The sequence below is a fragment of the Aeromonas sp. 25-AL00135 genome (genome assembly GCF_054052385.1).
Window position 1 is genome coordinate 217225 of the sequence record NZ_JBSTYQ010000006.1, and the last position, 25054, is coordinate 242278.

21 protein-coding genes and 3 pseudogenes are annotated in these 25054 nt (G+C 57.9%); 17 read left to right on the forward strand and 7 right to left on the reverse strand.

The annotated features are described in order from the left end of the window. Positions 1-9 precede the first annotated feature (9 nt). From ACW5XC_RS07650 to ACW5XC_RS07680, 7 genes are all read left to right on the forward strand, one after another. The gene (locus ACW5XC_RS07650) at positions 10-864 is read left to right on the forward strand and encodes an enoyl-CoA hydratase-related protein (protein WP_042052842.1); all 855 of its coding nucleotides are present in this window, start codon (positions 10-12) and stop codon (positions 862-864) included. After that, entirely contained in the window at positions 861-2831 is a 1971-nt protein-coding gene (locus ACW5XC_RS07655; RefSeq protein WP_042052843.1) for an acetyl/propionyl/methylcrotonyl-CoA carboxylase subunit alpha, read from the forward strand. The genes ACW5XC_RS07650 and ACW5XC_RS07655 overlap by 4 nt, the downstream gene beginning before the upstream one ends. After that, positions 2828-3796, forward strand: coding sequence for a hydroxymethylglutaryl-CoA lyase (locus ACW5XC_RS07660; RefSeq protein ID WP_042052844.1), 969 nt, complete (start codon positions 2828-2830; stop codon positions 3794-3796). The genes ACW5XC_RS07655 and ACW5XC_RS07660 overlap by 4 nt, the downstream gene beginning before the upstream one ends. Positions 3797-3798: 2 nt before the next feature. Next, positions 3799-4209 carry a MerR family transcriptional regulator gene (locus tag ACW5XC_RS07665; protein WP_042052845.1) on the forward strand — a complete coding sequence of 137 codons (411 nt, stop codon included), beginning with the start codon at positions 3799-3801 and terminating at the stop codon, positions 4207-4209. 36 nt (positions 4210-4245) lie between these two features. After that, positions 4246-5007 carry a substrate-binding periplasmic protein gene (locus ACW5XC_RS07670; RefSeq protein ID WP_042052847.1) on the forward strand — a complete coding sequence of 254 codons (762 nt, stop codon included), beginning with the start codon at positions 4246-4248 and terminating at the stop codon, positions 5005-5007. A gap of 52 nt (positions 5008-5059) precedes the next feature. After that, complete coding sequence (locus tag ACW5XC_RS07675) at positions 5060-8062, forward strand: DUF748 domain-containing protein (protein ID WP_042052848.1); 3003 nt, start codon at positions 5060-5062, stop codon at positions 8060-8062. A 224-nt stretch (positions 8063-8286) separates the two neighbouring features. Then, the gene (locus ACW5XC_RS07680) at positions 8287-8883 is read left to right on the forward strand and encodes an acetate uptake transporter (RefSeq protein ID WP_005336948.1); all 597 of its coding nucleotides are present in this window, start codon (positions 8287-8289) and stop codon (positions 8881-8883) included. An 81-nt stretch (positions 8884-8964) separates the two neighbouring features. On the opposite strand, the gene ACW5XC_RS07685 is transcribed toward ACW5XC_RS07680, so the two are convergent. Then, positions 8965-9729, reverse strand: coding sequence for a M90 family metallopeptidase (locus tag ACW5XC_RS07685; protein WP_042052901.1), 765 nt, complete (start codon positions 9727-9729; stop codon positions 8965-8967). 76 nt (positions 9730-9805) lie between these two features. Next, complete coding sequence (locus ACW5XC_RS07690) at positions 9806-10243, reverse strand: GNAT family N-acetyltransferase (protein ID WP_042052849.1); 438 nt, start codon at positions 10241-10243, stop codon at positions 9806-9808. A 348-nt stretch (positions 10244-10591) separates the two neighbouring features. Between ACW5XC_RS07690 and ACW5XC_RS07695 the strand changes: the two genes are divergently transcribed. The 4 genes and pseudogenes from ACW5XC_RS07695 (at position 10592) to ACW5XC_RS07710 (ending at position 14916) form a co-directional block, all read left to right on the forward strand. Beyond that, positions 10592-12091: an alanine/glycine:cation symporter family protein gene (locus ACW5XC_RS07695; protein WP_019445254.1), complete on the forward strand. Its 1500-nt coding sequence runs from the start codon at positions 10592-10594 to the stop codon at positions 12089-12091. 289 nt (positions 12092-12380) lie between these two features. Beyond that, positions 12381-13637, forward strand: a pseudogene (locus ACW5XC_RS07700) (replication endonuclease); the annotation flags it as partial. A 193-nt stretch (positions 13638-13830) separates the two neighbouring features. Next, positions 13831-14223 carry a DUF4160 domain-containing protein gene (locus ACW5XC_RS07705; RefSeq protein WP_042052850.1) on the forward strand — a complete coding sequence of 131 codons (393 nt, stop codon included), beginning with the start codon at positions 13831-13833 and terminating at the stop codon, positions 14221-14223. Positions 14224-14316: 93 nt separating this feature from the next. Then, positions 14317-14916 carry a DUF6680 family protein gene (locus ACW5XC_RS07710; protein WP_052451190.1) on the forward strand — a complete coding sequence of 200 codons (600 nt, stop codon included), beginning with the start codon at positions 14317-14319 and terminating at the stop codon, positions 14914-14916. 10 nt (positions 14917-14926) lie between these two features. On the opposite strand, the pseudogene ACW5XC_RS07715 reads toward ACW5XC_RS07710, so the two are convergent. Next, positions 14927-15096 (reverse strand): annotated as a pseudogene (locus ACW5XC_RS07715) (transcriptional regulator); the annotation flags it as partial. A 55-nt stretch (positions 15097-15151) separates the two neighbouring features. Next, positions 15152-15322 carry a DUF4113 domain-containing protein gene (locus tag ACW5XC_RS07720; protein WP_234918646.1) on the reverse strand — a complete coding sequence of 57 codons (171 nt, stop codon included), beginning with the start codon at positions 15320-15322 and terminating at the stop codon, positions 15152-15154. Positions 15323-15704: 382 nt separating this feature from the next. On the opposite strand from ACW5XC_RS07720, the gene ACW5XC_RS07725 reads away from it, so the two are divergent. Then, a complete protein-coding gene (locus tag ACW5XC_RS07725; RefSeq protein ID WP_074042617.1) occupies positions 15705-16772 on the forward strand; it encodes a ParA family protein in 1068 nt (355 codons plus the stop codon). Positions 16773-16827: 55 nt separating this feature from the next. On the opposite strand, the gene ACW5XC_RS07730 is transcribed toward ACW5XC_RS07725, so the two are convergent. The 3 genes and pseudogenes from ACW5XC_RS07730 to ACW5XC_RS07740 all read right to left on the reverse strand — a co-directional run bounded on the left by ACW5XC_RS07730 (position 16828) and on the right by ACW5XC_RS07740 (position 18481). Continuing rightward, the gene (locus ACW5XC_RS07730) at positions 16828-17079 is read right to left on the reverse strand and encodes an ogr/Delta-like zinc finger family protein (RefSeq protein ID WP_042052851.1); all 252 of its coding nucleotides are present in this window, start codon (positions 17077-17079) and stop codon (positions 16828-16830) included. Between the two features lie 58 nt (positions 17080-17137). Then, positions 17138-17656 (reverse strand): annotated as a pseudogene (locus ACW5XC_RS07735) (phage portal protein); the annotation flags it as partial. An 18-nt stretch (positions 17657-17674) separates the two neighbouring features. Beyond that, on the reverse strand, positions 17675-18481 hold the full coding sequence (locus ACW5XC_RS07740; protein WP_042052852.1) for a crotonase/enoyl-CoA hydratase family protein: 807 nt from the start codon (positions 18479-18481) through the stop codon (positions 17675-17677). 168 nt (positions 18482-18649) lie between these two features. Between ACW5XC_RS07740 and ACW5XC_RS07745 the strand changes: the two genes are divergently transcribed. The 5 genes from ACW5XC_RS07745 to ACW5XC_RS07765 all read left to right on the forward strand — a co-directional run bounded on the left by ACW5XC_RS07745 (position 18650) and on the right by ACW5XC_RS07765 (position 24892). Continuing rightward, the gene (locus ACW5XC_RS07745) at positions 18650-20437 is read left to right on the forward strand and encodes a putative nucleotidyltransferase substrate binding domain-containing protein (RefSeq protein ID WP_042052853.1); all 1788 of its coding nucleotides are present in this window, start codon (positions 18650-18652) and stop codon (positions 20435-20437) included. Positions 20438-20439: 2 nt separating this feature from the next. Next, a complete protein-coding gene (locus ACW5XC_RS07750; RefSeq protein WP_042052855.1) occupies positions 20440-21066 on the forward strand; it encodes a 3'-5' exonuclease in 627 nt (208 codons plus the stop codon). A gap of 105 nt (positions 21067-21171) precedes the next feature. Next, positions 21172-21483 carry a DUF485 domain-containing protein gene (locus tag ACW5XC_RS07755; RefSeq protein ID WP_040068110.1) on the forward strand — a complete coding sequence of 104 codons (312 nt, stop codon included), beginning with the start codon at positions 21172-21174 and terminating at the stop codon, positions 21481-21483. Beyond that, positions 21480-23132, forward strand: coding sequence for a cation acetate symporter (locus ACW5XC_RS07760; protein WP_042052857.1), 1653 nt, complete (start codon positions 21480-21482; stop codon positions 23130-23132). The genes ACW5XC_RS07755 and ACW5XC_RS07760 overlap by 4 nt, the downstream gene beginning before the upstream one ends. Before the next feature lie 167 nt (positions 23133-23299). Next, entirely contained in the window at positions 23300-24892 is a 1593-nt protein-coding gene (locus tag ACW5XC_RS07765) for an ABC-F family ATPase (protein WP_040068106.1), read from the forward strand. The last annotated feature ends 162 nt before the right edge of the window (positions 24893-25054 follow it).

Sequence of the window (25054 nt, forward strand, 5' to 3'; positions counted from 1 at the left end):
AGCAAAACGATGTCAGATCCACTTACTTCCTCAGCACTTGGCTCTTCAACACAGGGCCCGTTTCGGCTGGAGCGGCACGGCCCGCTGGCCGAGCTGGTGCTGTCGCGTCCGGCCCGCCACAACGCCTTTGATGCCGACCTGATGCTGGGGCTGCTCGACTGCCTCGATGATCTGGCCCATCTCCATGGTCATGATCTCGCCGAACGCCCTCACGCCCTGCTGCTACGGGCAGAGGGCAAACACTTTTGCGCGGGTGCCGATCTCAACTGGATGCGTAATCTGGCCCACGCCGATTTCGAGCACAATCGCGAAGATGCCCGGGTACTGGCGCGGCTGATGCAGACCCTCGATGAGCTTCCCTTCCCTACGGTGGCGCTGGTGCAAGGGGCCGCCTATGGCGGGGCACTGGGCCTCATCTGCGCCTGCGATCTGGTGCTGGCCAGCGATGATGCCCGCTTCTGCCTCTCTGAGGTGAGCCTGGGTCTGGTGCCTGCGGTGATCAGCCCTTACGTGGTACGTGCCATGGGAATGCGTCAGGCGCGCCGCTACATGCTCACTGCCGAGCCGTTCGATGCCATCACCGCCTGTCGGCTCAATGTGGCACACCAACTCTGCCAACCGGATCAACTTCTGGCGGAGGGGCGGGCACAGGCCCTTCGTCTGTGCCGCAACGGGCCGGAAGCGATGAAAGAGACCAAACGACTGCTGGCGGCCATAGAGGCCCATCCTTCCCGCCTGCACGAAGAGAAAACCGTCGAGACCATCGCCCGGGTTCGGGTGGGGCTCGAAGCCCAGGAGGGGATGCAGGCCTTCTTCGACAAACGTCCTCCCGCCTGGCGTCCCCGTTTCAAGGATGAGACATGACCCATCACTCTCAGATTAAACGCCTGCTGATCGCCAATCGCGGCGAAATCGCCGTGCGTATCATCAAGACGGCGAAACACCTCGGCATTCACACCATCGCCCTCTACTCCGATGCCGACGCCCATGCCATGCACACCCGTCTGGCCGATGAGGCCTGGCATCTGGGGCCCGCACCAGCCAGAGAGAGCTATCTCGACACCGGCAAGGTGCTGAAGATTGCCAAAGAGGCACGCGCCGATGCCATCCATCCCGGTTACGGCTTTCTGTCGGAAAACAGCGATTTTGCCACCGCCTGCGAGCAGCGTGGCCTGCGTTTTGTCGGCCCAAGCGGCGCCGCCATTCTCGCCATGGGCGACAAATCGGGGGCCAAGGCGCTGATGCAGGCAGCCGGCGTACCTGTGCTGCCCGGCTATCACGGCACGGATCAACGGCCGGACTTTTTGCGCGATCAGGCGAGCCAGATTGGCTTCCCGCTACTTATCAAGGCGGCCAGTGGCGGCGGTGGCAAGGGGATGCGTAGGGTCGATCAGCTGGCCGACTTTGACGAGTCGCTGGCAGCCGTCAAACGGGAAGCCAAGGCCGCCTTTGGTGACGATCTGGTGCTGCTGGAGCGCTATCTGCCCCAGGCTCGCCACGTGGAGGTGCAGGTCTTTGCCGATAGCCTCGGCAACGCCATCTATCTGGGGGACAGGGACTGCTCGTTGCAGCGACGCCATCAGAAGGTGATCGAAGAGGCGCCCGCCCCCGACATCCCTCCGGCTCTGCGCCGCGCCATGGGGGAGGCAGCCGTGGCCGCAGCCAAGGCCATCCACTATCAGGGGGCGGGCACCATCGAGTTTCTGCTCTGCAAGGATGAGTTCTTCTTTATGGAGATGAACACCCGGCTGCAGGTAGAGCATCCGGTCACCGAAGCGGTGACCGGGCAGGATCTGGTGGCCTGGCAGCTGGCAGTGGCCGAGGGCAAGCCGCTGCCACTGACTCAGGATGAGGTGGTGCTGCGCGGCCATGCGGTGGAAGCGCGCCTCTACGCCGAGGATGTGGCGGCCGGTTTTCTGCCCGCCAGCGGGCCTATCCACTGGCTCCACTGGCCCGTTGGCGTGCGCATCGACACCGGCGTTACAGCTGGCGATGAGGTGAGCCCCTATTACGATCCCATGATCGCCAAGCTGATCTCCCACGGCCAGAGTCGCGCCGAGGCGTTCGCCAAACTGGCCGATGCGCTGGCGGCGCTGGATCTCGGGCCGCTGATGCACAACGGCGCGCTCTTGCTGCGCCTGTGTGAAGAGCCTGACGTCCTGGCCATGGGCCACCATACCCAATGGCCCATCCCCACCACAGCACAGCCCATTCCTGAGCTCGCCTGGCCGCTGGCCACCCTCTGGCTGGCGAGCCGCCCTGCGGGCACCTCCCCCTGGCAGCAAGCCTGCGGATTTCGGCTGGGGCCGGATCGCTGCTGGACAGCGGCGGTGCGCATCGGTGATGAGCACCGGGTATTGACCCTTCACGATCATGGCGGCCAGTTTGAGTGGCAAGGGGAGACTCATTGCTACCAGAGAGGTGACGATAATATCCGGCTGCAGCAGGGTGGCTGCTGGCAACAGATCCCCATTCAGACGGTCGAAGGCTCGGAGGCAACCTTCATCATGACCCTGGGGGGCCAGCGCATCCGCTTCGCGGCCAATGATCGGCAGCACAGCCACCACCATGAGCAGGCAAACGAGAAGGCGCAGGGCGCCATCGCCCCCATGCACGGCATAGTGGTAGCCGTGCTGATCGAGCAGGGGCAAACAGTCAGCAAGGGGCAACCCCTGCTGGTGCTGGAGGCGATGAAGATGGAACACCAGTTGCGCGCAGAGCGGGACGGGGTAATTGAAGCCCTGCAGTGCAAACAAGGCGAGCAGGTAAGCCAGGGAACCGTGCTGGTGCGCTTTGCCGAAGAGACTGCTTCACAGGAGGAACACCCATGAACCGATCACAGGACGTCCGTGACGACAGGGTCAGTTTGGTGGAGATGGGGCCGCGAGATGGCCTGCAAAATGAAGCTGCGCCCCTCTCCCTGGTACAGCGGCTGGAGCTGATCCAGCGCCTTACCGATAGCGGTCTGCTGCGCATCGAGGTTGGCGCCTTTGTATCGCCCAAAAAAGTGCCGCAGATGGCTGACTCCGCAGCGCTGTTCGAGGCACTGCCGCGCAAGGGCTCAACCCGTTACGGCGCTCTGGTGCCCAATCTGCAAGGCCTGCAGGCAGCCATTGCCGCCCGCGCCGATGAGATTGGCCTCTTCACCGCCTGCTCCGACGGTTTTACCCGCGCCAATATCGGCATCAGCGTGGAGGAGTCGCTGGTGCGCTTCGCCCCGCTGGTGCAGGAGGCGCGCCGCCTCGGCATCAAGGTGCGCGGCTACCTCTCCACCGTCATCGCCTGCCCGTTCGATGGCCCGACCCGCCCGAAACGGGTCGCTGCCATGGCCGAGCAACTGCTGGATCTCGGTTGCCACGAAATTTCGCTGGGGGACACCATCGGCGTCGGCACTCCGGGCACGGTGGCGCCCATGCTGGATGCGGTGCTGCACGAGATCCCGGCGGGTCGACTCGCGGTCCATTTTCACGACACCTACGGCCAGGGGTTGGCCAATCTGCTACCCGCGCTGGAGCGCGGCATTCGCACCATCGACTGCTCGGTGGCGGGGCTTGGCGGCTGCCCCTATGCGCCGGGCGCCTCCGGCAATGTGGCGTCAGAAGAGGTGGTCTACCTGCTGCACGGCCTTGGCATGACAACCGGGGTGGATCTCGACAAACTGGCGGCCACCGGCCAGTGGGTGAGCGAGCAGCTCGGCCGCGCCAACGGCTCGCGGGTCGGTCAGGCCTTGCACGCCAATGCCGAACGGCTGCGTGCCCGCCTCTGCCAGCCACACGCCCAGCAACAGGAGTCATGATCATGTCCCGTTCCCTGCCCGGCAAGGAGATCACCTACAGCATTTCGGAGCTGGCCCACGAGTTCGATGTCACGCCGCGCACCATCCGCTACTACGAGGATGAGGGGCTGCTCACCCCGCTACGGGAGGGGCAAACCCGCATCTACAGCCATCGAGACAAGATCCGGCTCAAATTGACCCTTCGCGGCAAACGGCTGGGGTTTAGCCTGGCCGAGATCCGCGAGCTGTTCGATATGTACGACACCGACAAATCGAGCAAAAACCAGCTTCACTCCATGATCCAGCTGATCGAGGCAAAACGCGGCGTGCTGCGCCAGCAGCTGGAGGATATCCAGATGGTGATGGCCGAGCTGGAAGCCGCCGAACAGCGCTGTGTTAATTCCCTTAACAGCTTGAAAACTGGCGCAGATTAACCGAATCTGGGAGCAAGCTATTGCCCTGGGGATCCCATGAGATATTGGTGCTGGTTTTTGCTCTTGTTCAGCCTCTCTGGCTGGAGCCATCCCCTCATCAAGGTTGGCGGATACCCCTATGCCCCCTTTGTGGTCAAACTCTCCGATTCCCGCTATGAAGGGCTGACGCTGGACCTCATCGCCAAGCTAAACGAGATCCAGCAAGAGGTAAGATTCGTGTTTGTTCCCACCTCGGCCGCCAACCGTTACAAGGCGCTCGATCTGGGCCGTTTCTCGCTGATGCTGTTTGAAGACACCAAATGGGGCTGGGACACCGATAAATTCAAGATGACAGCCCCCTTCCTCGGTGGTGGCGAGGTCTATGTGGCCCTGAACAAAACGGGCCGGGATCAGCGCTTTTTCGATGACCCCTCTCGGCATCATCTCATCGGGGTGACCGGCTACCACTACGGCATCGGCCAGTTCAATGCTGATCCCCTCTACCTGCAGCGCAAGCTCAATATCACCCTGGTCAAAGACAACATCAGCGCCCTGCAAGCGCTACTCAAAGGGCGTGGTGAGGTAGCCATTCTCAACGTTTCCTACCTTAACCAATATCTGCTTTCCCACCCCGACACCGCCGACCAGCTGCTGATCTCGCAAAAATGGGATCAACAGTATCAACACCGAGCCATCCTTCACCCTGAGGCTCCCATTACCCCTGCCCAGCTGGAACAGTGGCTGGCAGCGCTGCAAAAAAAGGGTGAACTGGATCGCCTTTGGACAAAGTACGGCGTACAACAGCACGCAACCCCATGATTACTATCCAGCTTTTCTGTACCATGGCGGGAACCAAATGGGAGTGCACCAAATGAACACCACCGAGCCCGCGTCCCCCAAGCTCCGCTTGCTGCGCTACCTTGCCTACGCTTTCCTGCTGTTTCTTATCCTGATCACTCTGCTGCTGTGGCAAACCCCCCGTCTGGTCCAGCGCTATCTGCCCGGCTGGCTGGCCGAGCACTATGGCCTGCAACTGACGCTGGGGGAGATTGACGTAGGGCTGCGCAACCCTTCTCTCACTCTCGGCGCGACTGCCTTGCTCGATGCCAAGCAGCAGCCCATCATCGGTTTTGAGCAGCTCTTTATCACCCCCGACCTGCAAGCCAGCTGGCAGCAGAAAGGGGTCGTGCTTTCCGCCGTCACCCTGACCAAACCCGTGGTGCTGTTGCAACGGCTGGCAGACAAAAAGGGGGATGTTCGGCTCAATCTGACCGATGCGCTAGCCACCCTGCTCGCCCCTGCCCCCTCCTCCGAGCCCGAAACAGCCAGCGCCCCGCTGCTGGTCGATATTGCAAGTGTCAATGTCACTGACGGGCATGTGCGCTATCAGGATCAGCGCAAGGAGAGCGAACCCGGCTGGTTGCCGCCCCTCAGTCTGGAAAAAGTGACCCTCAAGCTCGATAACCTGCGCACCGAGGCAAATCACCCGACCGCCTATCAGCTGAGCGCCGCCATCAACGGCAAAAGCAGCCTCGCCGCTCACGGCAAACTCGATGTGATGAGCGGCATGGGTCAGGGTAAGGTGAGCCTCAAGCAGGTCGAGCTGAAACCCTTCGCCCCGCTCTGGGCACCCTATCTCAAGCTGGATCTGGCCAAAGGCCACGCCAATGCAGAGGTGGAGTACCAGCTTAAAGAGGGCAAGCAAGGGGTACTGTGGCAATTGTCCAAAGGCAAGCTGACCCTGGACAACTGGCAGCTTAAAAAACACAAGGGCGACGAATTTGCCCGCTTCGGCCAGTTGGCCCTGAGCGAATTGGCTGTCGATGGCCAGAAACAGTCGCTCCAGATCGGCAAAATGACCCTGCAACAGCCCCTGCTCAAGGCCACCCTCAACCCACAGCAGGAGCTGGATCTGGCTGACTTGCTGATTGAACAGGCCCCCGCCAAGCCCGTCAAAGGGGCCCACACCGCAAACGAGGTGGCCAACAATGCGGCGCCCAAGTCGGCACAACAAGCAAAAACAGCCGGTAACAGCAAGAAACATGCGCCAGACAAACCCTGGCAGTGGCAGATCAAGCAGATCCTTATCGACAAGGGTGATCTCACCCTCACCGAATCGAGTAGCGGCAAACCGCAGGCACGCCAGCTCTCCGGCCTCAAGCTGGCGCTGGGACCACTGGGCAGCAAGGGGGAGCAACCGAGCAAACTGACTCTGGCCACCCAGTTCAACCAGAGCAGCCCCCTCGCCTTTGATGGCCAACTGACCCTGACTCCTTTCACCTTAAGCGGCGACATCAACCAGCAGGGGCTGCCCCTGACGCTGGCACAACCCTATCTGGCCGATCTGGTACGCATCAAGGTGCAAAGCGGGCTGCTGAGCAGCAAGAGCAGACTTGATCTCGCCACCACCGCCCAGGGAGATCTGAGCAAGCTGACCCTGCAAGGGGGGCTCGATATCAACGGGCTCAAAGTAGTCGATCGGGCAGACAATCAGCGGCTGCTGGAGTTCAACACCCTGGCTCTCACCGGTCTGACGTATGACGGCATCAGCCAGCAGATGCGGATCAAGGACATTGCTCTGAACAAGCCCTTTGCCCGCATCGAGATCAACGAGGATGGCACCACCAACCTGCAACAGCTGCTGTTGCCGCAACCGGCGGCAACCAAAGGTACTCACGCGACGGCAGGCAGCAAGGCTCCCGACTTTCGTTTCACCATCGATCAGCTGCGCACCGAGCAGGGCAACCTGCGCTTTGCTGATCGCAGTCTGAGTCAGGATTTTGTGGCCGATATCGCCTCGCTGGGTGGCCAAAGTCGCCATATCAGCAATATTCCGGGGCAACGCTCCGATCTCGCCTTCAACGGCAAGGTGGATCGCTATGCGCCAGTGACCATTCGCGGCGGTACCAACCTGCTGGTCGCCAACCCGATCCTCGACATCGCGGTCGCTTTCCACAATCTGGAGCTCACCACCTTTACCCCCTATTCGGGCACCTATGCCGGTTATGCCATCGACAAGGGGCAGCTCTCCATGAAACTACACTACAAGCTGGAGGGCAACCGGCTGGAGGGGGATAACGACATCACCATCAAGAAGCTGCAACTGGGCGAGAAGATCAAGAGCGATCAGGCCAAGGATCTGCCGCTGGGGCTGGCCATCGCCCTGCTAAGCGATGCCAACGGGGTGATACAGATGAACCTCAAGGTGAAGGGCGATCTCGATCAACCGGATTTCAGCATCGGCAATATCTTCTGGGATGTGCTGGGCAACACCCTGAGCAAGGCGATCACCTCCCCCTTCTCCCTGCTCGCCTCGCTGGCCGATGGCACCGAAGATCTCGACGAACTTCCCTTCCTGCCGGGGGATCCCGATCTCACCCCCACCCAGCAGGAGAAACTGGTCAAGCTGGCGCAGGCCCTCAAGGATAGACCCAAGCTCAGCATGAACATTCGCGGCAAGGTCAACTTCAACGAGGAGCGCCCCATCCTGCAACGGCAAAAACTGGAGCGGGTACTGGCCAAGCTCACCGGCAATCAGGCGGATCTTGACCTGCTGGAACAGGACCCCGCCCTGCAAGAGGCGCTGGCCCAGGCCTATGAAGAGCGCTTTGGCGAAGATCTGGAAGATCTGGCCGATCGCCTCCATCTGGATGAAGAGAGCGCGGCACTGCGGGCCCAGGCGGTGATCCTGCTGCGGGATCAGCAGCTCATCACCGCCAAATCCCTGCGCAATCTCGCCATGCGCCGGGCGCAAAATACCAAGGAGTTTCTGGTCGACAGCCAGGGGATCGCCCCGGAGCGGCTGTTCGTGCTCGACAGCCAGGTCAAGGAAGAAGACAAGGAAGCCAAAGTGATCCTGACACTGGATCAGTGACGCCGCCGCACTGCGCAAATGCGTAATAAAAATACAACCCCTCAACTATTTTGACACCTTTTGCTCACCAAATAGCCTGTCTTGGTGAGCATTTGGCCGCTAATGCAAATAATCACGTAGTTTTTTTACGATTTATCCCCCTTGCCCCCTTGCGGGCGCGCCACAGCCTGCCTAAAATCGCGCGTCTTTTGTTAACCCCCACCTCTATTTTTGGAGAACGCCACGTGAGCGAAAAATTGGCCAACCCTGCCCCTCTGGGTCTGATGGGTTTCGGTATGACCACCATCCTGCTGAACATCCATAACGCAGGTTTCTTCCCCATCAGCGCCATGATCCTGGCCATGGGCCTGTGCTACGGCGGCATCGCCCAGATCATTGCTGGCATCATGGAGTACAAGCGTGGCAACACCTTCGGTGTGACCGCGTTCACCTCCTACGGCCTGTTCTGGCTGAGCCTGGTGTTCCTGCTGATCATGCCGACCATGGGTCTGGCCGAAGCCACTCCGCACGCCTACATGGGTTGGTATCTGCTGATGTGGGGCATGTTCACCCTGTTCATGCTGGTTGGCACCATCAACTACCCGCGCGCCAAGCAGTTCGTGTTCGCCTCCCTGACCGTGCTGTTCTTCCTGCTGGCCGCCCGTGACTTCACAGGCAGCACCCTGATCGGCACCATCGCCGGTTTCGAAGGCATCATCTGTGGCGCCAGCGCCATCTACCTGGCCATGGCCACCGTGATCAACGAGCAGTTCGGCCGCACCGTAATGCCGATCGGCGATCACAAGAAAGCCGCCGCCGTACAGCTGAAAGCCGCTGCCTGATAGGCAAGCCATTCAGATTGTGAAAAAGGCACCCTCGGGTGCCTTTTTACTATTTCGAATAAACGTTCAACAGATCGGTTATCAGCCAAGTGACCCGGCATCCACCTCCCCCGCCAGCAAACGGGTCGCGGGAAAACGCAGTGCGGGATCCTGGCTAAAGAACTGGCTCAGTTGCCGGTATACCGCGGGATAAACCTGCTGCAGCCGCAGCGGATCGGTAAAGAAGATCTCGCAGCTGACGGCAAAAAATTCGGCAGGATGTTCGGCCGCATAGGGATCGATGGCGGTCACTTCGTCCCGGTCGAGCTGCTGGCACAACTCGTCGAAAGCGCTCTGAAAGGCCTGTTGCCACTGCTGGCTGCTCATCGGCCCCGGCAACGGCGGCGTACCGTCCGCCTCACCGCCCAGCATATCGAGCTTGTGGGCCAGCTCGTGGATCACCAGATTAAAGCCGTCCCAGTCACCATCTTGCTGCAGTTCGCTCCAGGCCAGCACCAGCGGCCCTTGCGGCCAGGATTCGCCAGCGTTCTCCTCTTCAAACTCGCTCACCAGCCCGAACTCATCCTGTACTTCCTGGCGCCGGGTCACGGGCTCGGGAATGATGATGATTTCGTGAAAGCCGCGATACCAGTCAGCCCCAAGATGCAAGATGGGCAGCGCCGCCTGCAGCGCCAGCACCGCCTGTTGGCGTGGGCTGAGCTCTACCCCGATCAGGGTCAGGGTCTTGCGCTTGAGTAGCTGTTGCCCCAAGCCGATAAGCGTCGTCTGCTCGGTGTCGCTGAGCCCTTGCAAGATGGGCACAGCCGCCAGAGCCTGACGCCACAGCGCCAACTCATCCTCACTCATGGACGTTTGCGGGCGACCACCCAGCCATTTGAACCATCCCAGCACGCCTACTCCTTCTTTTGATGCAAAAAACAGGTTACAGCTGTTTGACGAACCGTTTCGGCCGCTCCTGATAATCCTGCGCCAGATAGAAACGGTGGGCCGCCTCGCGCTTGAGACTGCTGGAGAGTTCCAGCTGGGCGCAACCAGCGGCCCGCGCCATTGCTTCAGCTCCCTTGAGCAAGGCTGCGCCCACTCCCGCCCCTCTTGCCCCTTCATCGACAACCAGCGCCGAGATCAGGCCCCAAGCTGGTGCAACATGCAGCGGTGCCAGCTTGTGCCACACCAGCACGCCGACCACCTTGTTGCCCTGGGAGGCGAGCAGCACAACGCTCGCGGGATCCGGCGCCAACAGGCGCGTCGTCACGTCAGCGCCTTCGGCAGGATACCCCAATTGAGTGAACAGGTGGGCGATGGCGCTCCCGTCGTCGGCCTCGGGGGGACGGATCGTCAACGTCTCAGGGTCATTTTTCATTGTTGGCCTCATGTTTGCTTTCCATTGTGTTACGCCCGTCACATTGTCTGGCGCAGATCAACAAGGAGGATCTCATCTTTACTCATAGAAAACGCTGCCTGCCATTATCCCCCCGCCCTTGTCAATTCACAAATTTGCAACAAGGCAACATTTTTCGCTGGGAAGCACCGATACAACTCGATATGTTACAAGCCATGCATGGCGCGTGTTTGCGCTCTGCTTAACCCCTCAACCTCGCGCTCATTTGTTAACTGGATTGTTAACAGACAGGGCCGAAAACAGTGACAGAGAGCGAGGCCAAGATCTCGCCAAGACAGCGCCACAAACACAACAAAGGAGTTGTTGTACATGAATGAAATCGTCAATGCCATCAATGGTGTAATCTGGAGCCCTGCGCTCATCTACCTGTGTCTGGGGGTCGGTCTTTACTTCTCCCTGCGCACCCGTTTTTTGCAACTGCGTCATATGAAAGAGATGGTGCGTCTGATGTTTGATGGCAAGAGCACCGATGCCGGTGTCTCCTCCTTCCAGGCGCTGGCCATGACCCTGGCAGGTCGCGTGGGTACCGGTAACATCGCAGGTGTGGCCACCGCCATCACCTTCGGTGGCCCGGGCGCCCTGTTCTGGATGTGGATGGTCGCCTTCCTCGGCGCCAGCTCTGCTTTCGTGGAGTCCACCCTGGGTCAGGTTTACAAAGAGAAGATCAACGGTGAATACCGCGGCGGCCCGGCCTTCTATATCGAGAAAGGACTTGGCATGAAGTGGTACGCCTGGACCTTCGCCATCGCGACCGTCTTCGCCTGCGGCGTACTGCTGCCGGGCGTGCAGGCCAACTCCATCGGCTCCAGCCTGCAGACCGCCTTTAATATCGATCCGAACGTCACCGCCGCCGGTCTGGCGCTGCTGCTCGGCTTTATTATCTTCGGCGGCGTCAAGCGTATCGCCAGCTTCGCCAGTACCGTGGTGCCCTTTATGGCGCTGGGCTACATCATCGTGGCTTGCGTCATCATCGCCCTCAATATCGGCCAGCTGCCGGGCGTGATCCTGCTGATCTGGAAAAGCGCCTTCGGTCTGGATGCCGGTTTCGGTGCCATTTTGGGTCTGGCCATCATGTGGGGGGTAAAGCGCGGGGTCTACTCCAACGAAGCGGGCCAGGGTACCGGGCCGCACGCCTCCTCTGCTGCGGCAGTGAGCCACCCGGCCAAGCAGGGTCTGGTGCAGGCGTTCTCCGTCTATATCGATACCCTGTTCGTCTGCTCCGCCACCGGCTTTATGCTGCTGATCACCGGCCTCTATAACGTACAAGGGCCTGACGGCGCCGCCATCTACACGGGTATTGCCGGTATCGCAGCAGGTCCGGGCTATGTGCAGACCGCCATGGAGAGCATGATGCCGGGCTTTGGCAGCATTTTCGTGGCCATCGCGCTGTTCTTCTTCGCGTTCACCACCATCGTTGCCTACTACTACATCGCCGAAACCAACATCGCCTACATCAACCGCAAGATTAATCGCCCTTGGCTCACCTTCTTGCTGAAGATTGCGCTGATGGCTGCCACCGTCTACGGCACCGTCAAGACGGCAGATCTGGCCTGGGGCATGGGTGATATCGGGGTCGGCCTGATGGCATGGCTCAACATCATCGCCATTCTGCTGCTGCAAAAAACCGCCTTCACCTGTCTGAAGGATTATGAAGCGCAGCAGGCACAAGGTATTGACCCCGTATTCCACCCGGAGAAGCTCGGCATCAAGAACGCCGATTACTGGGTGGGCAAACGCTCCGAAGAGAACCTGGAGCTGGAGAAATCGGGCCATCAGTTCGAGCCGGATCAGGATCGCAAGACCTCCTGAATCAAAACGACATAAGACATCAATAAAAAATGGCAGCCTCGGCTGCCATTTTTATTTCTAAAACTTCAATGAGTTACATTTAAATCAAGGAGTTAAGTGCCACATGAGGGGACACTTTGGGACGTGAAAAGACACCCAAATTGGCAAAATGTGGACACTTTTTTCTGCCCATTCTCGCGGAAGATCAAGCTGGCCTAAGATGGTTTTCCAGCGGGTTAAAGCGGACCGCGTCATTGAGATAATCCGGTGCAAAGTGGGCATAGGTCATCGCCTGATGAAATATCAAGGGGCGGCCCTCAAACGGTGGAACGCGCCCGTTTATGGATTTCGCGTTTGCGAGGCCCACCACGACGGCACCCCGCACTGGCACCTGCTGCTATTTATGCGCCCGGAAGATCGCAACCGGGTGATCGGCATCCTGCAACGTTATGCCCTGACTGATGACCACGAAGAACTGGTACGGGATATCAAGGGCTGCCCACCCTTTACCGACTTTACACCCCGCTTTGACTGGAAAGAGATAGACCGGGCCAAGGGGGATGCCGCGGGCTATATCGCCAAATACATTGTCAAGAACATCGACGGCGCCTACCTGGACGACGACGAAGAGGCCGGCACCGCGGCTGATGAAGGCGCCTTGCATGCCGTCGCATGGGCCAGTTGGTGGGGCATTCGCACCTTCCAGCAGATCGGCGGCGCTCCGGTCGGGGTATGGCGCGAGCTGCGCCGCATCAGCAACGCCAAGAAGCATGCCGATCTGGTTGGCCCGCCCAAGCCCGTGCTGCAAGACCCACGCTTTGAGGCGGCCCGCTTTGCCGCAGATAACGGCATCTTTCGCTGCTATCTGCACGCCATGGGCGGCGCACTGGCGACCCGCGCCGAACACCCCATCAAGCTGGCCCACCTCGTCGAGGAGCAGGCCAACAGCTATGGCGAAGACATCAAGCGCCTGATGGCCGTTACCTCCGCTCGCCTTGGCATCAAGACCCGCCTGCAAGGGTGGGAAATTGTGCCTGCCGGTACCCATGGAGCCAGGAAAGCCGCCGAGGCTGCAGCGAGGGGGGTTGGGGTTAAGACGGGCGACAGCCCGGCACCTTGGAGCTCTGACAATAACTGTACGCTACCGGATACTGATGCCTTCTCAGACCAAATAATGAGGGAACAATGGGGGTTGTCACCCTTCTCTATAGACCGTTTGCGGGCTGGGGCAAGCGTAAGGATAGATGGTTACACCCTCTGGCTTGAAAACGGCCAGCTGCAATCGAGCCGAGCAACCCCAAGCGAGCCCGATTGGCAGCTAGAAGGCCGGCAGCCTGACGAACAGGATCTGCTGGATGGGTACGCGGTACCGGAAGGCGACCAAGAATGGCCGATGCTGGTTGAGCTGTGCAACGAGGTCTACCAGGCACAAGGCCACCCCGGGGCGCACCGCTGGATAGAGATGCTGCAGGCCCCCTATCAGTCAGAGATGTGGAGGGTACTGGAAGGGCTGGATGCGCCGGAGTGGCTGCAGGAACAGGACGACTACAGGGAGGCGTTGGCATGAACAACAAGAAAACCTCCTGCCGCAAAAAATGGTGGTCAAGCGAATACGTCTAGACAATTGATATATGTTAGTAATATTCTGATTTTAAAGTGAGCTTTTTGTGACGATTACCGATGTGATACTGTGTTGTATAGATGTTTATATAAACGAATTAATACCACCTTCCATCTAATCACTGTTTTTCGGAGAATATATGAGCATTGAAGGCTTTCTGCTTAAGTTGTGTGATGAAGTATATCGTGGAGAAGAAAAGGCTCAGGCAGAACGAAAGCGAGAGCTTTTTGGCAATCGGTTCGTTCCAGAGTTTCTACTTATGCGAAAGGATAAAGTTAGAGTAGAAATCAGAAAAGAGAATGTGAGCCACAACGTACCACACATCCATATAACTCACTCCGATAAAATTGATGTTTCAATCAGTCTTAACGATTTTTCAGTACTAGCGGGAAATATTGATAGGAAAACCCAAAAACAGCTTCTTGCCATTCTTACCCCAAAAAAAGATGAACTTAATAAAATATGGATAGAATTGAATGAGAAGGACAACTCGGTTGGTGCGGAAAAGATGATAAGCAATCTGGGCCTATGATAGGCTAACAAATTACCACACTCGGTTAAATTACTCATTGTGCTCACTATTCACCGGTGAGTAAAGTGTTATGAACCATTAAGGAGTATTTACGTGCTCGACGCCATAAACATGGAATCCAAAGATGTAGTCATGACAATTGCAGTAGTTATAGGACCAATTCTTGCCGTACAAGCTCAAAAATTCATAGAGGCTCTTCAAGAGAAGAGAACACGCAGAATGTCTCTCTTCCAAACCCTGATGTCTACCAGAGCAGAACGCCTCAACCGTGACCATGTGAAAGCTCTAAATATGATTGACATAGAGTTTTATGGTCGAATGTTGCCTTTCATTCGAACTCGTTATCAAACATCTCATGAGCAGGCAGTAACTCACTGTTGGAAAAGCTACAATAGCCATCTAAATCAAAAAAATGAATATGAGTCGCTTGACCTTTGGGCAAAGAAATCAGACGAACTATTTACAAATATGCTTTACACAATTGCACAGTGTTTGAACTATGACTATGACAAAGTCCAGCTTCAAAGAGACTGTTATCGTCCAATTGCTCATGGGAATCTTGAAAATACACAGCTAGCCATCCTTGACGGCCTCGACCAAGTTGTAAACAAAGGCCGCCCTTTACCAATGTACGTTGTAAATCTTCATGCCTCCGAGGCACAGCAAGCACCAGAAAACCCACCATCGAGCTGAAATGAGGGTGCTATTGCGCCCCAAGTCCTTTCAATACCAACTGCCGCCCCTCTGGCGTGAGCGACCCAATCAGGCTCAATATCAGCTGGTTGGCGGTCTTGGCTGAGAGGGGCTTAAGGTATGGGTGAACGACAGGGTGGCTACCCAGCTGTGACCACACTCTGTATCGGTGCTTTGGCAAAGATGGGGCTTGAAGAACTCACTTCACCACCGGCAGCTCGCCGAGCGCGGTGGTCTAACGGGGGCTTAACTGTTCCTGCTTCATCATCCACTCCCGGGGGTCGCGGCCGCGGGCCGCGAAGTAGACCTTCCCCAGCCGCCCCTGGTTGATCTTGTCAATGACCTGCATCAGCGCCTCGCTGCGCGGATATTGCTGCTGTGCGGCGAACAGGTCGCCCTGCTGCATGTTGGCGGGGGGAAATCAGCAAGCATGCCCCCCTTTTTCTGGTAACGCAGCTCTACGCGCCAGATGCGGAGGAGCAGTTCAAGGATCAGGGCCAACAAGGCTCGAGTGTCATGGGTGGGCATAGCCAGCTTGGTCAGCTTGGTGCTCACTTGGTTGCCGTCGGCCGCTAAGCCAGCTGGAGCGGATGAACAGAGTCACAGATTCGTGTTTCTAACACACGATAAAGCGTGACTCATACTCATATGAGTTAGTATTATACGCGCGTGGCCATGTTTGTTATTTATACCACTAATGACATTGCATACTTTAAATGAGTAAATTAAGTTTAAACAACTATCAAACTGTTATTTTACTTAATAGTGTCTTTTAAGAAAGGGATAAAATGATCACGTTGACTTTATTTAATAACAAAGGTGGGGTTGGAAAAACAACTTCAACTTGGAATGTTGCAACATCCTTGGCTGAAAAGGGGAAAAAAGTACTTCTTATTGATTTTGACCCACAGTGTAATTTATCAATCGCTGTCCTCAGTGAGCCAGTATTCACGAACATTTTAACAAAATCTTCTCAAGCCCCATTAGGCTCTACAATACGTGCATATGTTCAGCCTTTCATCCAGCAGAATATGCTGCCTATTGTCAACTGTTTCCTTCCAAAAATCCAACCAACGAATGGCATTATTCATATAGTGCCAGGTGATTTCTGGTTAAATACAATGTCTGACTTTCTAAACGTTGGTAATGATGTTGTTTCAGGTGCTGGCTTATATCGCTTCCTACTTCCATCACTAATTACAAATGCTGCAATACAAAGATATCAAACGAATTATGACTATGTAATAATTGATGTTCCACCATCATTTAATACACTTGTAAGGTCTGCGCTGTATTGCTCTGATTATTTTTTAGTGCCGTGCACAGCTGATGTTTTTTCTGCTTACTGTATTGGTCTCATTGGGGAAATGCTGCCAAGGTTCGTTCAGGATTGGGAAAGTGGAAAATATAGACACCTACAAGGAAATCCACAGGACACATTTATTTCAACAAAAGGAAAACCAAAATTTGCAGGCTGGTTATTTAATGGTTTTGATACTAGAAAAAGACCAGGAACATCAACACCTACTGCCGTAGGCGCGGATCTAGCTCACTTAAGAATGATTGAAGATGCTGTGGACACGAGTCTCACCCCACTTTTGAGAAGCCAGATCCCTGGATATCAAGCAGTACCTAGTTTTGTATCAAGAACTGCTTGCGCTCAAATTGAAGACTTGAACGTTATGGCGCCTGATAGTATTTATCAAAGCGTGCCTCTGAAAAATTTAAGTAATTTTCACCCCACAAGAGCTCTTCAAGTTAGTGGAAGATGGGCTCCTAATCAGTTGGCGCTTATGTCAAAAATGGACCAAGAATTTGACCGTTTAGCCGATTATATAATTAATAATTGTGTCTAGCTTTCCTGAAGACACTGCATAAAAACTTTAACATCTAAGTTTAATAATAAGGGAGCTATAGTGCCCCCAGTCCTTTCAATACCAGCTGCTGCCCCTCTGGCGTCAGTGAGCCCATCAGGCTCAGCACCAGCTGGTTGGTGGTCTTGGCTGAGGGGCTTAGGGTGTGGGCGAACGACAGGGTGGCCACCCAGCTGTGGCCGCACTCTGCGTCAGTGCACTGGCAGTAGAGATCCGAGACATCATCGCTCAGTCGGTTGGTCTTGGTAATGCGGCCCCGCTGGCCACACACTTTGCAATAAACCCGCATTACGCCCCCTTTTCTATGCAAATCAACAGCCTATCTTGCCACAGCGAACACTGTTTGTTTATACAGTTGAACCAATATTCTCCCGAAAATCGGCCCGCAGGGAGCGAGGGAGTCCCGCGCTGTTGATGGCATCCTGGATAAGCTCGCACAGCGGCAATACCTCGTTGCGGGCATAGGTCGCATCGTACTTCTCGGGATCCCCGAGCCCTCCTCGGAATGATGCCGGCCAGCGCCGCTGGAGAGCGGTGGCTGGTCAATACGTCCTGAGCGGTGATCCCCTTGATAGCCGCAAACTCGTCCTTGGTGGCGATATCCCCCACCGGAATCAACTTGATGCCATCAGGCTTGCCGTCCGGGATGTTGACGAACATGGAGCGGAAGTTCCCCCCCCCCCTTTGCTGCTCGCAATCATCTCCTTCATCTCCTCCTCGGTGTCGTCGTCCATGTTCGGGTCGGTTGCGTAGAAGATGAACCCCATGTGGGCGCCGTTAAGAAAGTATGTGCGCCGAAACAGGGTGGCATCCTGATTGAGCAGCGCCGACTGCAGGCCACCCAAGTAGTCGGGCATACCGTAGATCGCTCGTGCAGCTCGCAGTCAGAGCGGATTGCGGCGCGGCCCGAAGGGCAGCCGCCAGCGAAACAGGCTGTTAAGGGTGGCCCGCCACTGATTGGGTCGCCCCAGGATCTGCTTTTGCAGGCGGGTCTCCTCTTTGAGCATCGCCTCGTCACTGCGGGCCCAGGCCTGGCTGTAGAGCTGCTTGATCCCCGCCAGTGCATCCGGCGACTTGGTGATCAGGGTGCGGGCAAACTCCCGCGCCTCCACCAGCGGATCGGCGCAGACCCGGCTCACCATCCCGAGGGATTTCGCCTCGACGGCATCCAGCTCGCGCCCGCTCATGGCCAGCTCCATGGCGGTATCCACCCCCATCAGGTTGCGCATGGTGACGCAGCCACTCATATCGGGGATGATGCCCCACTTGATCTCCATCACCGAGAAGCGGCAATCGGGGGTGCTGAAGCGAAAATCGGCGCCGAGCGCGATCTGCAAGCCACCGCCAAAACAGACTCCCTGGGTCACCGCAATCACCGGCACCGGCAGCTGGTGCCAGCCATAGGCAACCCGCTGGGCCAGATTGGTCGCCTCGTCCGCTTCGCGCTTGAGAATATCGAGCGCCGCCACCGGCTGTCTCAGCATGGATTTCACATCCAGCCCGGCGCAGAAGGCCCGCCCCTCGCCGTGCAGGATCACCGCCCGCAGCCCCTTGTGCCGGGCGAGCTGCGTCAGCGTCTCGTCGATGGCACTGAACATGGCGCGGTCCAGCGCATTGAGTTTATCCCCCCGCGTCAGCATCACTTCGGCAATCCCGTCGTGGATCTCGCACTTGACCCTTGGTTTTTCCATCTCCCTTGTCCTCTCCTTGATCCTTGAAACTGACTCACTGGTCATACCACTACGTTATCAGAGTGTGAACAAGCGGTACAGCTGAGACTAAAGTCGGCTGGTCGCCTCCCCCTCCCTTTGTCACACTGGGAGCTGCATGAGTGCCGCAAGCCAGCAGAGGACGCTGTCATGTCAACCCTGTTCAATTTTGCCAGACCACCGTTCGACCGACTGGATGAGGAGGCGCGCGAGCGACTCTCCCGTCACCTCTCGCTTTGCTATTTTCGGGCCGGGGATCTGCTGCTCAAGGAGGGAGACGAGCCTCCCGGCCTCTATCTCATCATCAAGGGAGCCGTGGAAGAGTCTGCTCCTCACCACCAGTTTGGTGATTACGGGGTCGATGATCTGTTCGATGTGCGCGCCCAGTTTGATGGTCGCTGCCGCCACCGCTTCACCGCGCTGGAAGATAGCCTCTGCCAACTCATTCCTCGCCACACCTTTCTGGCGCTTTGTGAGCAGGATCCGCAGTTTGCCAGCTACTTCACCGCCAATCTGGCCGAGCGTCAGCGCCAGCAGGAGCAGCGCGAACAGCTGGGTCAGAAGAATCTGGCGGAATTTATCCTGACCCGCATCGAACCCGGCCACCTGCAGGCACCGCTTATCGTCGACAGCAAGCTGTCACTGCTGGCGGCGACCGAAGCCATGGTGAGCAAGGGGACCGATTGCCTGCTCTACCCGGCCCACGACGGCTCCCTCACGCTGGCAACCCGCAAGACCTTGCTCCATGCCCTGACCCTCAAGGGATTGCCGCTGACGGCCCCCCTCTCGGTGCTGACCCCTACTCCTCTGATTGGTCTGCCGCTGGAGAGCTATCTGTTTGATGCCCTGCTGCTGATGACCCGCCATCGTATCAAGCGACTGGTGGTGTGGCGTGGCAACGAGGTGGCGGGGATCTTGCAACTGACCCAGGTGCTGGGGCTCTTCTCGACCCACTCCCACGTGCTGACGTTGCGTATCGCCCGCGCCGACAGCCTGCCAGCGCTGGAAGCGGTCGCCCGCGAGCAGCAACAATTGACCCGATCCCTGTTTGCCCAAGGGATCCACACCGCCTTTTTGATGAAGCTGATCGCCACCATCAACGAACAGCTGATCGCCAAAGCCTTTGCGCTGGTGATCCCCTCCGAGGTGCAGGATAAGGTTTGCCTGCTGATGCTGGGCTCGGAGGGGCGCGGCGAGCAGATCCTCAAAACCGATCAGGACAACGCCCTGATCCTGCCAGAGGGGCTGACATGGCCCACCCAGACAGCCGATCTGGCCGAATTCAGCGGTCTGCTGGAGCAACTCGGCTACCCGCTGTGCCCCGGGCAGGTGATGGTGAACAATCCGGCCTGGGTAAAAACAGGCATCGAGTGGCAAAGCGCCATTGCCTGCGCCTGCACCACGGCAAAAGAGGATGAGCTGCTCTGGCTCGCCACCCTGGCCGATGCTCACCCCATCGCGGGGGATCGACAGCTCCATCTGCCGGTGGCCAGAGCGCTGCGCGAGCAGTTGGCGGACAGACGGGATCTGCTGGCGGAGATGGTGCGACCGGCAGTGGCCTTTCATGCCCCCCTCACCCTGTTTGGCCGGCTGGAACAGCCACCGGAAGGGCTGGATCTGAAGCGGGGCGGCCTGTTCCCGCTGGTGCACGGTATCCGCATGCTGGCCCTTGAGGCAGGCATTCTGGAGACCTCAACCCTGGGGCGTATCGACGCGCTGGTGGCAGCCGATCGGCTCAGTGCCGACTATGGCAGCAATCTGGCAGAGGCGTTCCGGCTCTTTATCCGACTGAGGCTGCGCAGCCAGCTCAAGGGGGGCAATAGTCGGGTGCAGACAAGCGAGCTCAGCCACAGCGAGCGGGATCTGTTGCGTCAGGCGCTGCATCAGGTGAAGAAGTTCCAGCAGTGGCTCACCTTGCACTTTCGTCTGAGACAATAGCCATGTTGAGCCGTGTTCGACGCTACTGGTATGGCCGTGCGTTCCGAACTGGCGAGTTCGCGCCGCTCTTTGCCACCCCACCGGAAGATGAACGGATCGCCCTCGATTTCGAGACCACCAGTCTCGATCCCGAGCAGGCCGAGATCGTCTCCATCGGGGCGGTGCGCATTCAGGGTAACCGGCTGCTGACCGGCGAGGCCCTAGCCATCAAGGTGCAGCCACCGGCCAGCCTGACCAGCCAATCGGTAGTGATCCACGGTCTGCGCCATCAGGATCTGCAACAGGGGATGGAGCTGGAAGCCGCGCTGCGCTTACTTTTGGCGTTTATCGGCCCCCGTGAACTGGTGGGCTATCACATCGCCTACGACCTGCGCATTCTCAATCTTGCCTGCCAGAAATTGTGGGGATTGACCCTGCCCCAGCGAGGGATCGAGGTGAGCCAGCTCTATCACGACCACCTCTATCGCCGCTATCCCGATGCGGCCATTGACCTTCACTTAAGTGCCATCTGCAGCCACCTTGAACTCCCATCCCTGCCCGCCCACGACGCCCTTGCCGATGCCACCACGGCCGCGCTCATCTACCTGCGCCTGACCTGCGGCTCGCCGCTCACTTATCCCAAAGTCTAATTGTCGAGAAATAACATTTAATTCACATTTTGCTTACATGAGCAGATTGCCTGCTCGTCGGGGTTACCCCATCCACCGCTGACACTCATGTCATGGAGAACTGCAATGGAACAGCAAAGCTATCTGAGGATCCAGCAAGATCCCAACTTCCAGGAGCTGGTCGCCAAGCGCCAGCGTTTTGCCTGGGCCCTCTCGGCTCTGATGCTGGGACTCTACCTGGCGTTTATTCTGCTCATCGCCTTTGCCCCCGGTTGGCTGGGCACCCCCTTGAGCGAAGGGTCGACCATTACTCGCGGCATTCCTGTCGGGGTAGGATTGATCCTCTCCTCCTTCGTGTTGACCGGCGTCTATGTCTTTCGCGCCAACGGCGAGTTTGATGAACTGAACCAGAAGATCCTCAAAGGGGTGCAATCATGAAAGGCAAGTTGCTGCTGTTGACCTCACTGGCCTCCACTCCCCTGCTGGCGGCCGATGCAATCTCTGGCGCCGTGGAGCGTCAGCCCCTTAATGTCGCCGCCATCGTGATGTTTCTGGTCTTTGTGGCCGCTACCCTGTTCATCACCTACTGGGCCTCCAAGCGCAACCGCTCGGCTTCCGACTACTATGCCGCCGGTGGCCGTATCACCGGCTTCCAGAACGGTCTGGCCATCGCCGGTGACTATATGTCCGCCGCCTCCTTCCTCGGGATCTCCGCGCTGGTCTACACCTCCGGCTATGATGGCCTGATTTACTCCATCGGCTTTCTGGTGGGCTGGCCCATAATCCTGTTTCTGATCGCCGAACGGCTGCGCAATCTCGGCAAATACACCTTCGCCGATGTCGCCTCCTATCGTCTGAAACAGACTGAAGTGCGCACCCTCTCCGCCTGCGGTTCGCTGGTGGTGGTCGCCCTCTACCTGATCGCCCAGATGGTCGGTGCCGGCAAACTGATCGAGCTGCTGTTTGGCCTGCAATACCATGTGGCCGTGGTGCTGGTCGGTATCCTGATGGTGCTCTACGTGCTGTTTGGCGGCATGCTGGCCACCACCTGGGTGCAGATCATCAAGGCAGTGATGCTGCTCTCCGGTGCCAGCTTCATGGCCATCATGGTCATGAAATCGGTCAACTTCGACATCGGCGCCCTGTTTAGCGAAGCGGTCAAAGTGCACGAGAAAGGCTCCGCCATCATGAGCCCGGGCGGGCTGGTCTCCGACCCCATCTCCGCCATCTCGCTCGGTCTGGCATTGATGTTTGGTACCGCCGGCCTGCCCCACATCCTGATGCGCTTCTTCACCGTGAGCGATGCCAAAGAGGCGCGTAAATCGGTGTTCTACGCCACTGGCTTTATCGGTTACTTCTACATTCTCACCTTCATCATCGGTTTTGGCGCCATCCTGCTGGTCAGCACCAATCCGGCCTTCAAGGATGCCACAGGCGCCCTGCTGGGCGGCACCAACATGGCAGCCGTCCACCTGGCTGATGCAGTGGGTGGAAGTCTGTTCCTCGGCTTCATCTCTGCCGTGGCATTTGCCACCATTCTGGCGGTAGTCGCCGGATTGACCTTGGCCGGTGCCTCTGCGGTCTCCCATGACCTCTATGCCAGTGTGTTGAAGAAGGGCAAGGCCAACGAGACCGATGAACTGCGCGTCTCCAAGATGACGACTCTGGTGCTGGGTGTGGTTGCCATTGGTCTGGGGATCCTGTTCGAGAAGCAGAACATCGCCTTCATGGTGGGTCTGGCCTTCTCCATCGCCGCCAGCTGCAACTTCCCGGTGCTGTTCCTCTCCATGTTCTGGTCACGTCTGACCACCCGTGGCGCCGTCTACGGTGGCTGGCTGGGACTGGCGAGCGCAGTGACCCTGATGATCCTGGGTCCGACCGTGTGGGTGAAAGTGCTGGGCCATGCCCAGGCCATCTTCCCCTACGAATACCCTGCCCTCTTCTCCATGGGTTTGGCCTTCATCGGGATCTGGTTCTTCTCCATCACCGACAGCTCCCAGAACGCCGCCGACGAGCATGCCAAGTTCCTGCCGCAGTTCGTTCGTTCCCAAACCGGGCTGGGTGCCTCTGGCGCTACCTCCCACTAACAGATCAAGTTCATCCTTCCAAGCCGGCCTCGCGCCGGCTTTTTTTATTGCCCATCAATCGGCTGCACGCCCCGCTTGCCCCGATCAAGATCACACTTCTCGCTAAAACTTTCGGGGGATCTGTGCCATAATGCGCGCCATTTGACAGACCAATCGGGACACATACCTTGTTAAGTAGCAACAACATCACCATGCAGTTCGGCGCCAAGCCGCTGTTTGAGAACATCAACGTCAAGTTTGGCGGCGGCAACCGCTATGGCCTTATCGGCGCCAACGGCTGTGGCAAGTCCACCTTTATGAAGATCCTCGGTGGTGATCTGGAGCCCACTGGCGGTAATGTGAGCCTGGACGTCAACGAGCGCATCGGTAAGTTGCGTCAGGATCAGTTCGCCTACGAAGATATGCGCGTACTGGACGTGGTCATGATGGGTCACACCGAGCTGTGGGCGGCTATCGCCGAGCGCGATGCCATCTACGCCAACCTCGAAGCCACCGACGAAGACTATATGAAGGCCGCCGAGCTGGAAGGTCTGGTCGCCGAGTATGACGGCTACACCGCTGAAGCGCGCGCAGGCGAGCTGCTGCTGGGTGTCGGCATTCCGCTCGAGCAGCACAACGGCCCGATGAGCGAAGTGGCGCCGGGCTGGAAACTGCGGGTGCTGCTGGCACAGGCCCTCTTCTCCAACCCTGACATCCTGCTGCTGGACGAACCGACCAACAACCTGGATATCAACACCATTCGCTGGCTGGAGCAGGTGCTCAACGAACGTGAAAGCACCATGATCATCATCTCTCACGACCGTCACTTCCTGAACTCTGTCTGTACCCACATGGCGGATCTGGACTACGGCGAGCTGCGCGTCTATCCAGGCAACTACGATGACTACATGCTGGCCGCCACCCAGGCGCGCGAGCGCCTGCTGGCAGACAACGCCAAGAAGAAGGCCCAGATCGCCGATCTGCAATCCTTCGTCTCCCGTTTCAGCGCCAACGCTTCCAAGTCCCGTCAGGCGACTTCCCGTCTCAAGCAGATCGACAAGATCAAGATTGAAGACGTCAAGGTCTCCAGCCGCCAGAACCCCTTCATCCGCTTCGAGCAGGACAAAAAGCTCTATCGCAACATCCTGGAAGTGGAAGGTGTCTCCAAGGGTTATGGCGACGGTCCCCTGTTCAAGGGCCTCAACATGATGATGGAAGTGGGCGAGAAGGTCGCCATTCTGGGTACCAACGGTATCGGTAAATCCACTCTGATCAAGACACTGGTGGGCGCACTGGCTCCGGATACCGGCACCATCAAGTGGTCCGAGAACGCCCAGATCGGTTACTACGCTCAGGATCACGCCGAAGACTTCGACACTGATCTCAACGTGTTCGACTGGATGGCCCAGTGGAAACAGGAGAACGAAGACGAGCAGGCTGTACGCTCCATACTGGGCCGTCTGCTCTTCTCTCAGGACGACATCAAGAAACCGGTCAAGGTGCTCTCCGGTGGTGAACAGGGTCGCATGCTGTTCGGCAAGCTGATGATGCAGCGCCCCAACATCCTGATCATGGATGAGCCGACCAACCACCTGGACATGGAATCCATCGAATCCTTGAACATGGCGCTGGAGCTCTACCAGGGGACCCTGATCTTCGTCTCTCACGACCGCGAATTCGTCTCCTCTCTGGCGACCCGCATCCTGGAGCTGACCGAAGATGGCATCCGCGACTTCGGCGGCACCTACGAGGATTACCTGCGCACTCAGGGCGTGGTGTAACCCCCGCCTTGCAAGCTCGCAATGAAAAACCGGCACTCACGTGCCGGTTTTTTTATATCCCGTTTTTAGACGACTGAGATGGCGTATAACCGCGGTGTGACTACACGCCACAGAACAGAGCACAGAGCACAGAGCACAGAGCACAGAGCTTGAGTCTCCTCC

Excerpts from the sequence above, each read along its gene's own strand:
- ACW5XC_RS07650 (WP_042052842.1), top strand. The coding sequence starts at position 10 with ATGTCAGATCCACTTACTTCCTCAGCACTTGGCTCTTCAACACAGGGC.
- ACW5XC_RS07655 (WP_042052843.1), top strand. The coding sequence starts at position 861 with ATGACCCATCACTCTCAGATTAAACGCCTGCTGATCGCCAATCGCGGC.
- ACW5XC_RS07660 (WP_042052844.1), top strand. The coding sequence starts at position 2,828 with ATGAACCGATCACAGGACGTCCGTGACGACAGGGTCAGTTTGGTGGAG.
- ACW5XC_RS07665 (WP_042052845.1), top strand. The coding sequence starts at position 3,799 with ATGTCCCGTTCCCTGCCCGGCAAGGAGATCACCTACAGCATTTCGGAG.
- ACW5XC_RS07670 (WP_042052847.1), top strand. The coding sequence starts at position 4,246 with ATGAGATATTGGTGCTGGTTTTTGCTCTTGTTCAGCCTCTCTGGCTGG.
- ACW5XC_RS07675 (WP_042052848.1), top strand. The coding sequence starts at position 5,060 with ATGAACACCACCGAGCCCGCGTCCCCCAAGCTCCGCTTGCTGCGCTAC.
- ACW5XC_RS07685 (WP_042052901.1), bottom strand. The coding sequence starts at position 9,729 with ATGAGTGAGGATGAGTTGGCGCTGTGGCGTCAGGCTCTGGCGGCTGTG.
- ACW5XC_RS07690 (WP_042052849.1), bottom strand. The coding sequence starts at position 10,243 with ATGAAAAATGACCCTGAGACGTTGACGATCCGTCCCCCCGAGGCCGAC.
- ACW5XC_RS07695 (WP_019445254.1), top strand. The coding sequence starts at position 10,592 with ATGAATGAAATCGTCAATGCCATCAATGGTGTAATCTGGAGCCCTGCG.
- ACW5XC_RS07705 (WP_042052850.1), top strand. The coding sequence starts at position 13,831 with ATGAGCATTGAAGGCTTTCTGCTTAAGTTGTGTGATGAAGTATATCGT.
- ACW5XC_RS07720 (WP_234918646.1), bottom strand. The coding sequence starts at position 15,322 with ATGCAGCAGGGCGACCTGTTCGCCGCACAGCAGCAATATCCGCGCAGC.
- ACW5XC_RS07725 (WP_074042617.1), top strand. The coding sequence starts at position 15,705 with ATGATCACGTTGACTTTATTTAATAACAAAGGTGGGGTTGGAAAAACA.
- ACW5XC_RS07730 (WP_042052851.1), bottom strand. The coding sequence starts at position 17,079 with ATGCGGGTTTATTGCAAAGTGTGTGGCCAGCGGGGCCGCATTACCAAG.
- ACW5XC_RS07740 (WP_042052852.1), bottom strand. The coding sequence starts at position 18,481 with ATGGAAAAACCAAGGGTCAAGTGCGAGATCCACGACGGGATTGCCGAA.
- ACW5XC_RS07745 (WP_042052853.1), top strand. The coding sequence starts at position 18,650 with ATGTCAACCCTGTTCAATTTTGCCAGACCACCGTTCGACCGACTGGAT.
- ACW5XC_RS07750 (WP_042052855.1), top strand. The coding sequence starts at position 20,440 with ATGTTGAGCCGTGTTCGACGCTACTGGTATGGCCGTGCGTTCCGAACT.
- ACW5XC_RS07755 (WP_040068110.1), top strand. The coding sequence starts at position 21,172 with ATGGAACAGCAAAGCTATCTGAGGATCCAGCAAGATCCCAACTTCCAG.
- ACW5XC_RS07760 (WP_042052857.1), top strand. The coding sequence starts at position 21,480 with ATGAAAGGCAAGTTGCTGCTGTTGACCTCACTGGCCTCCACTCCCCTG.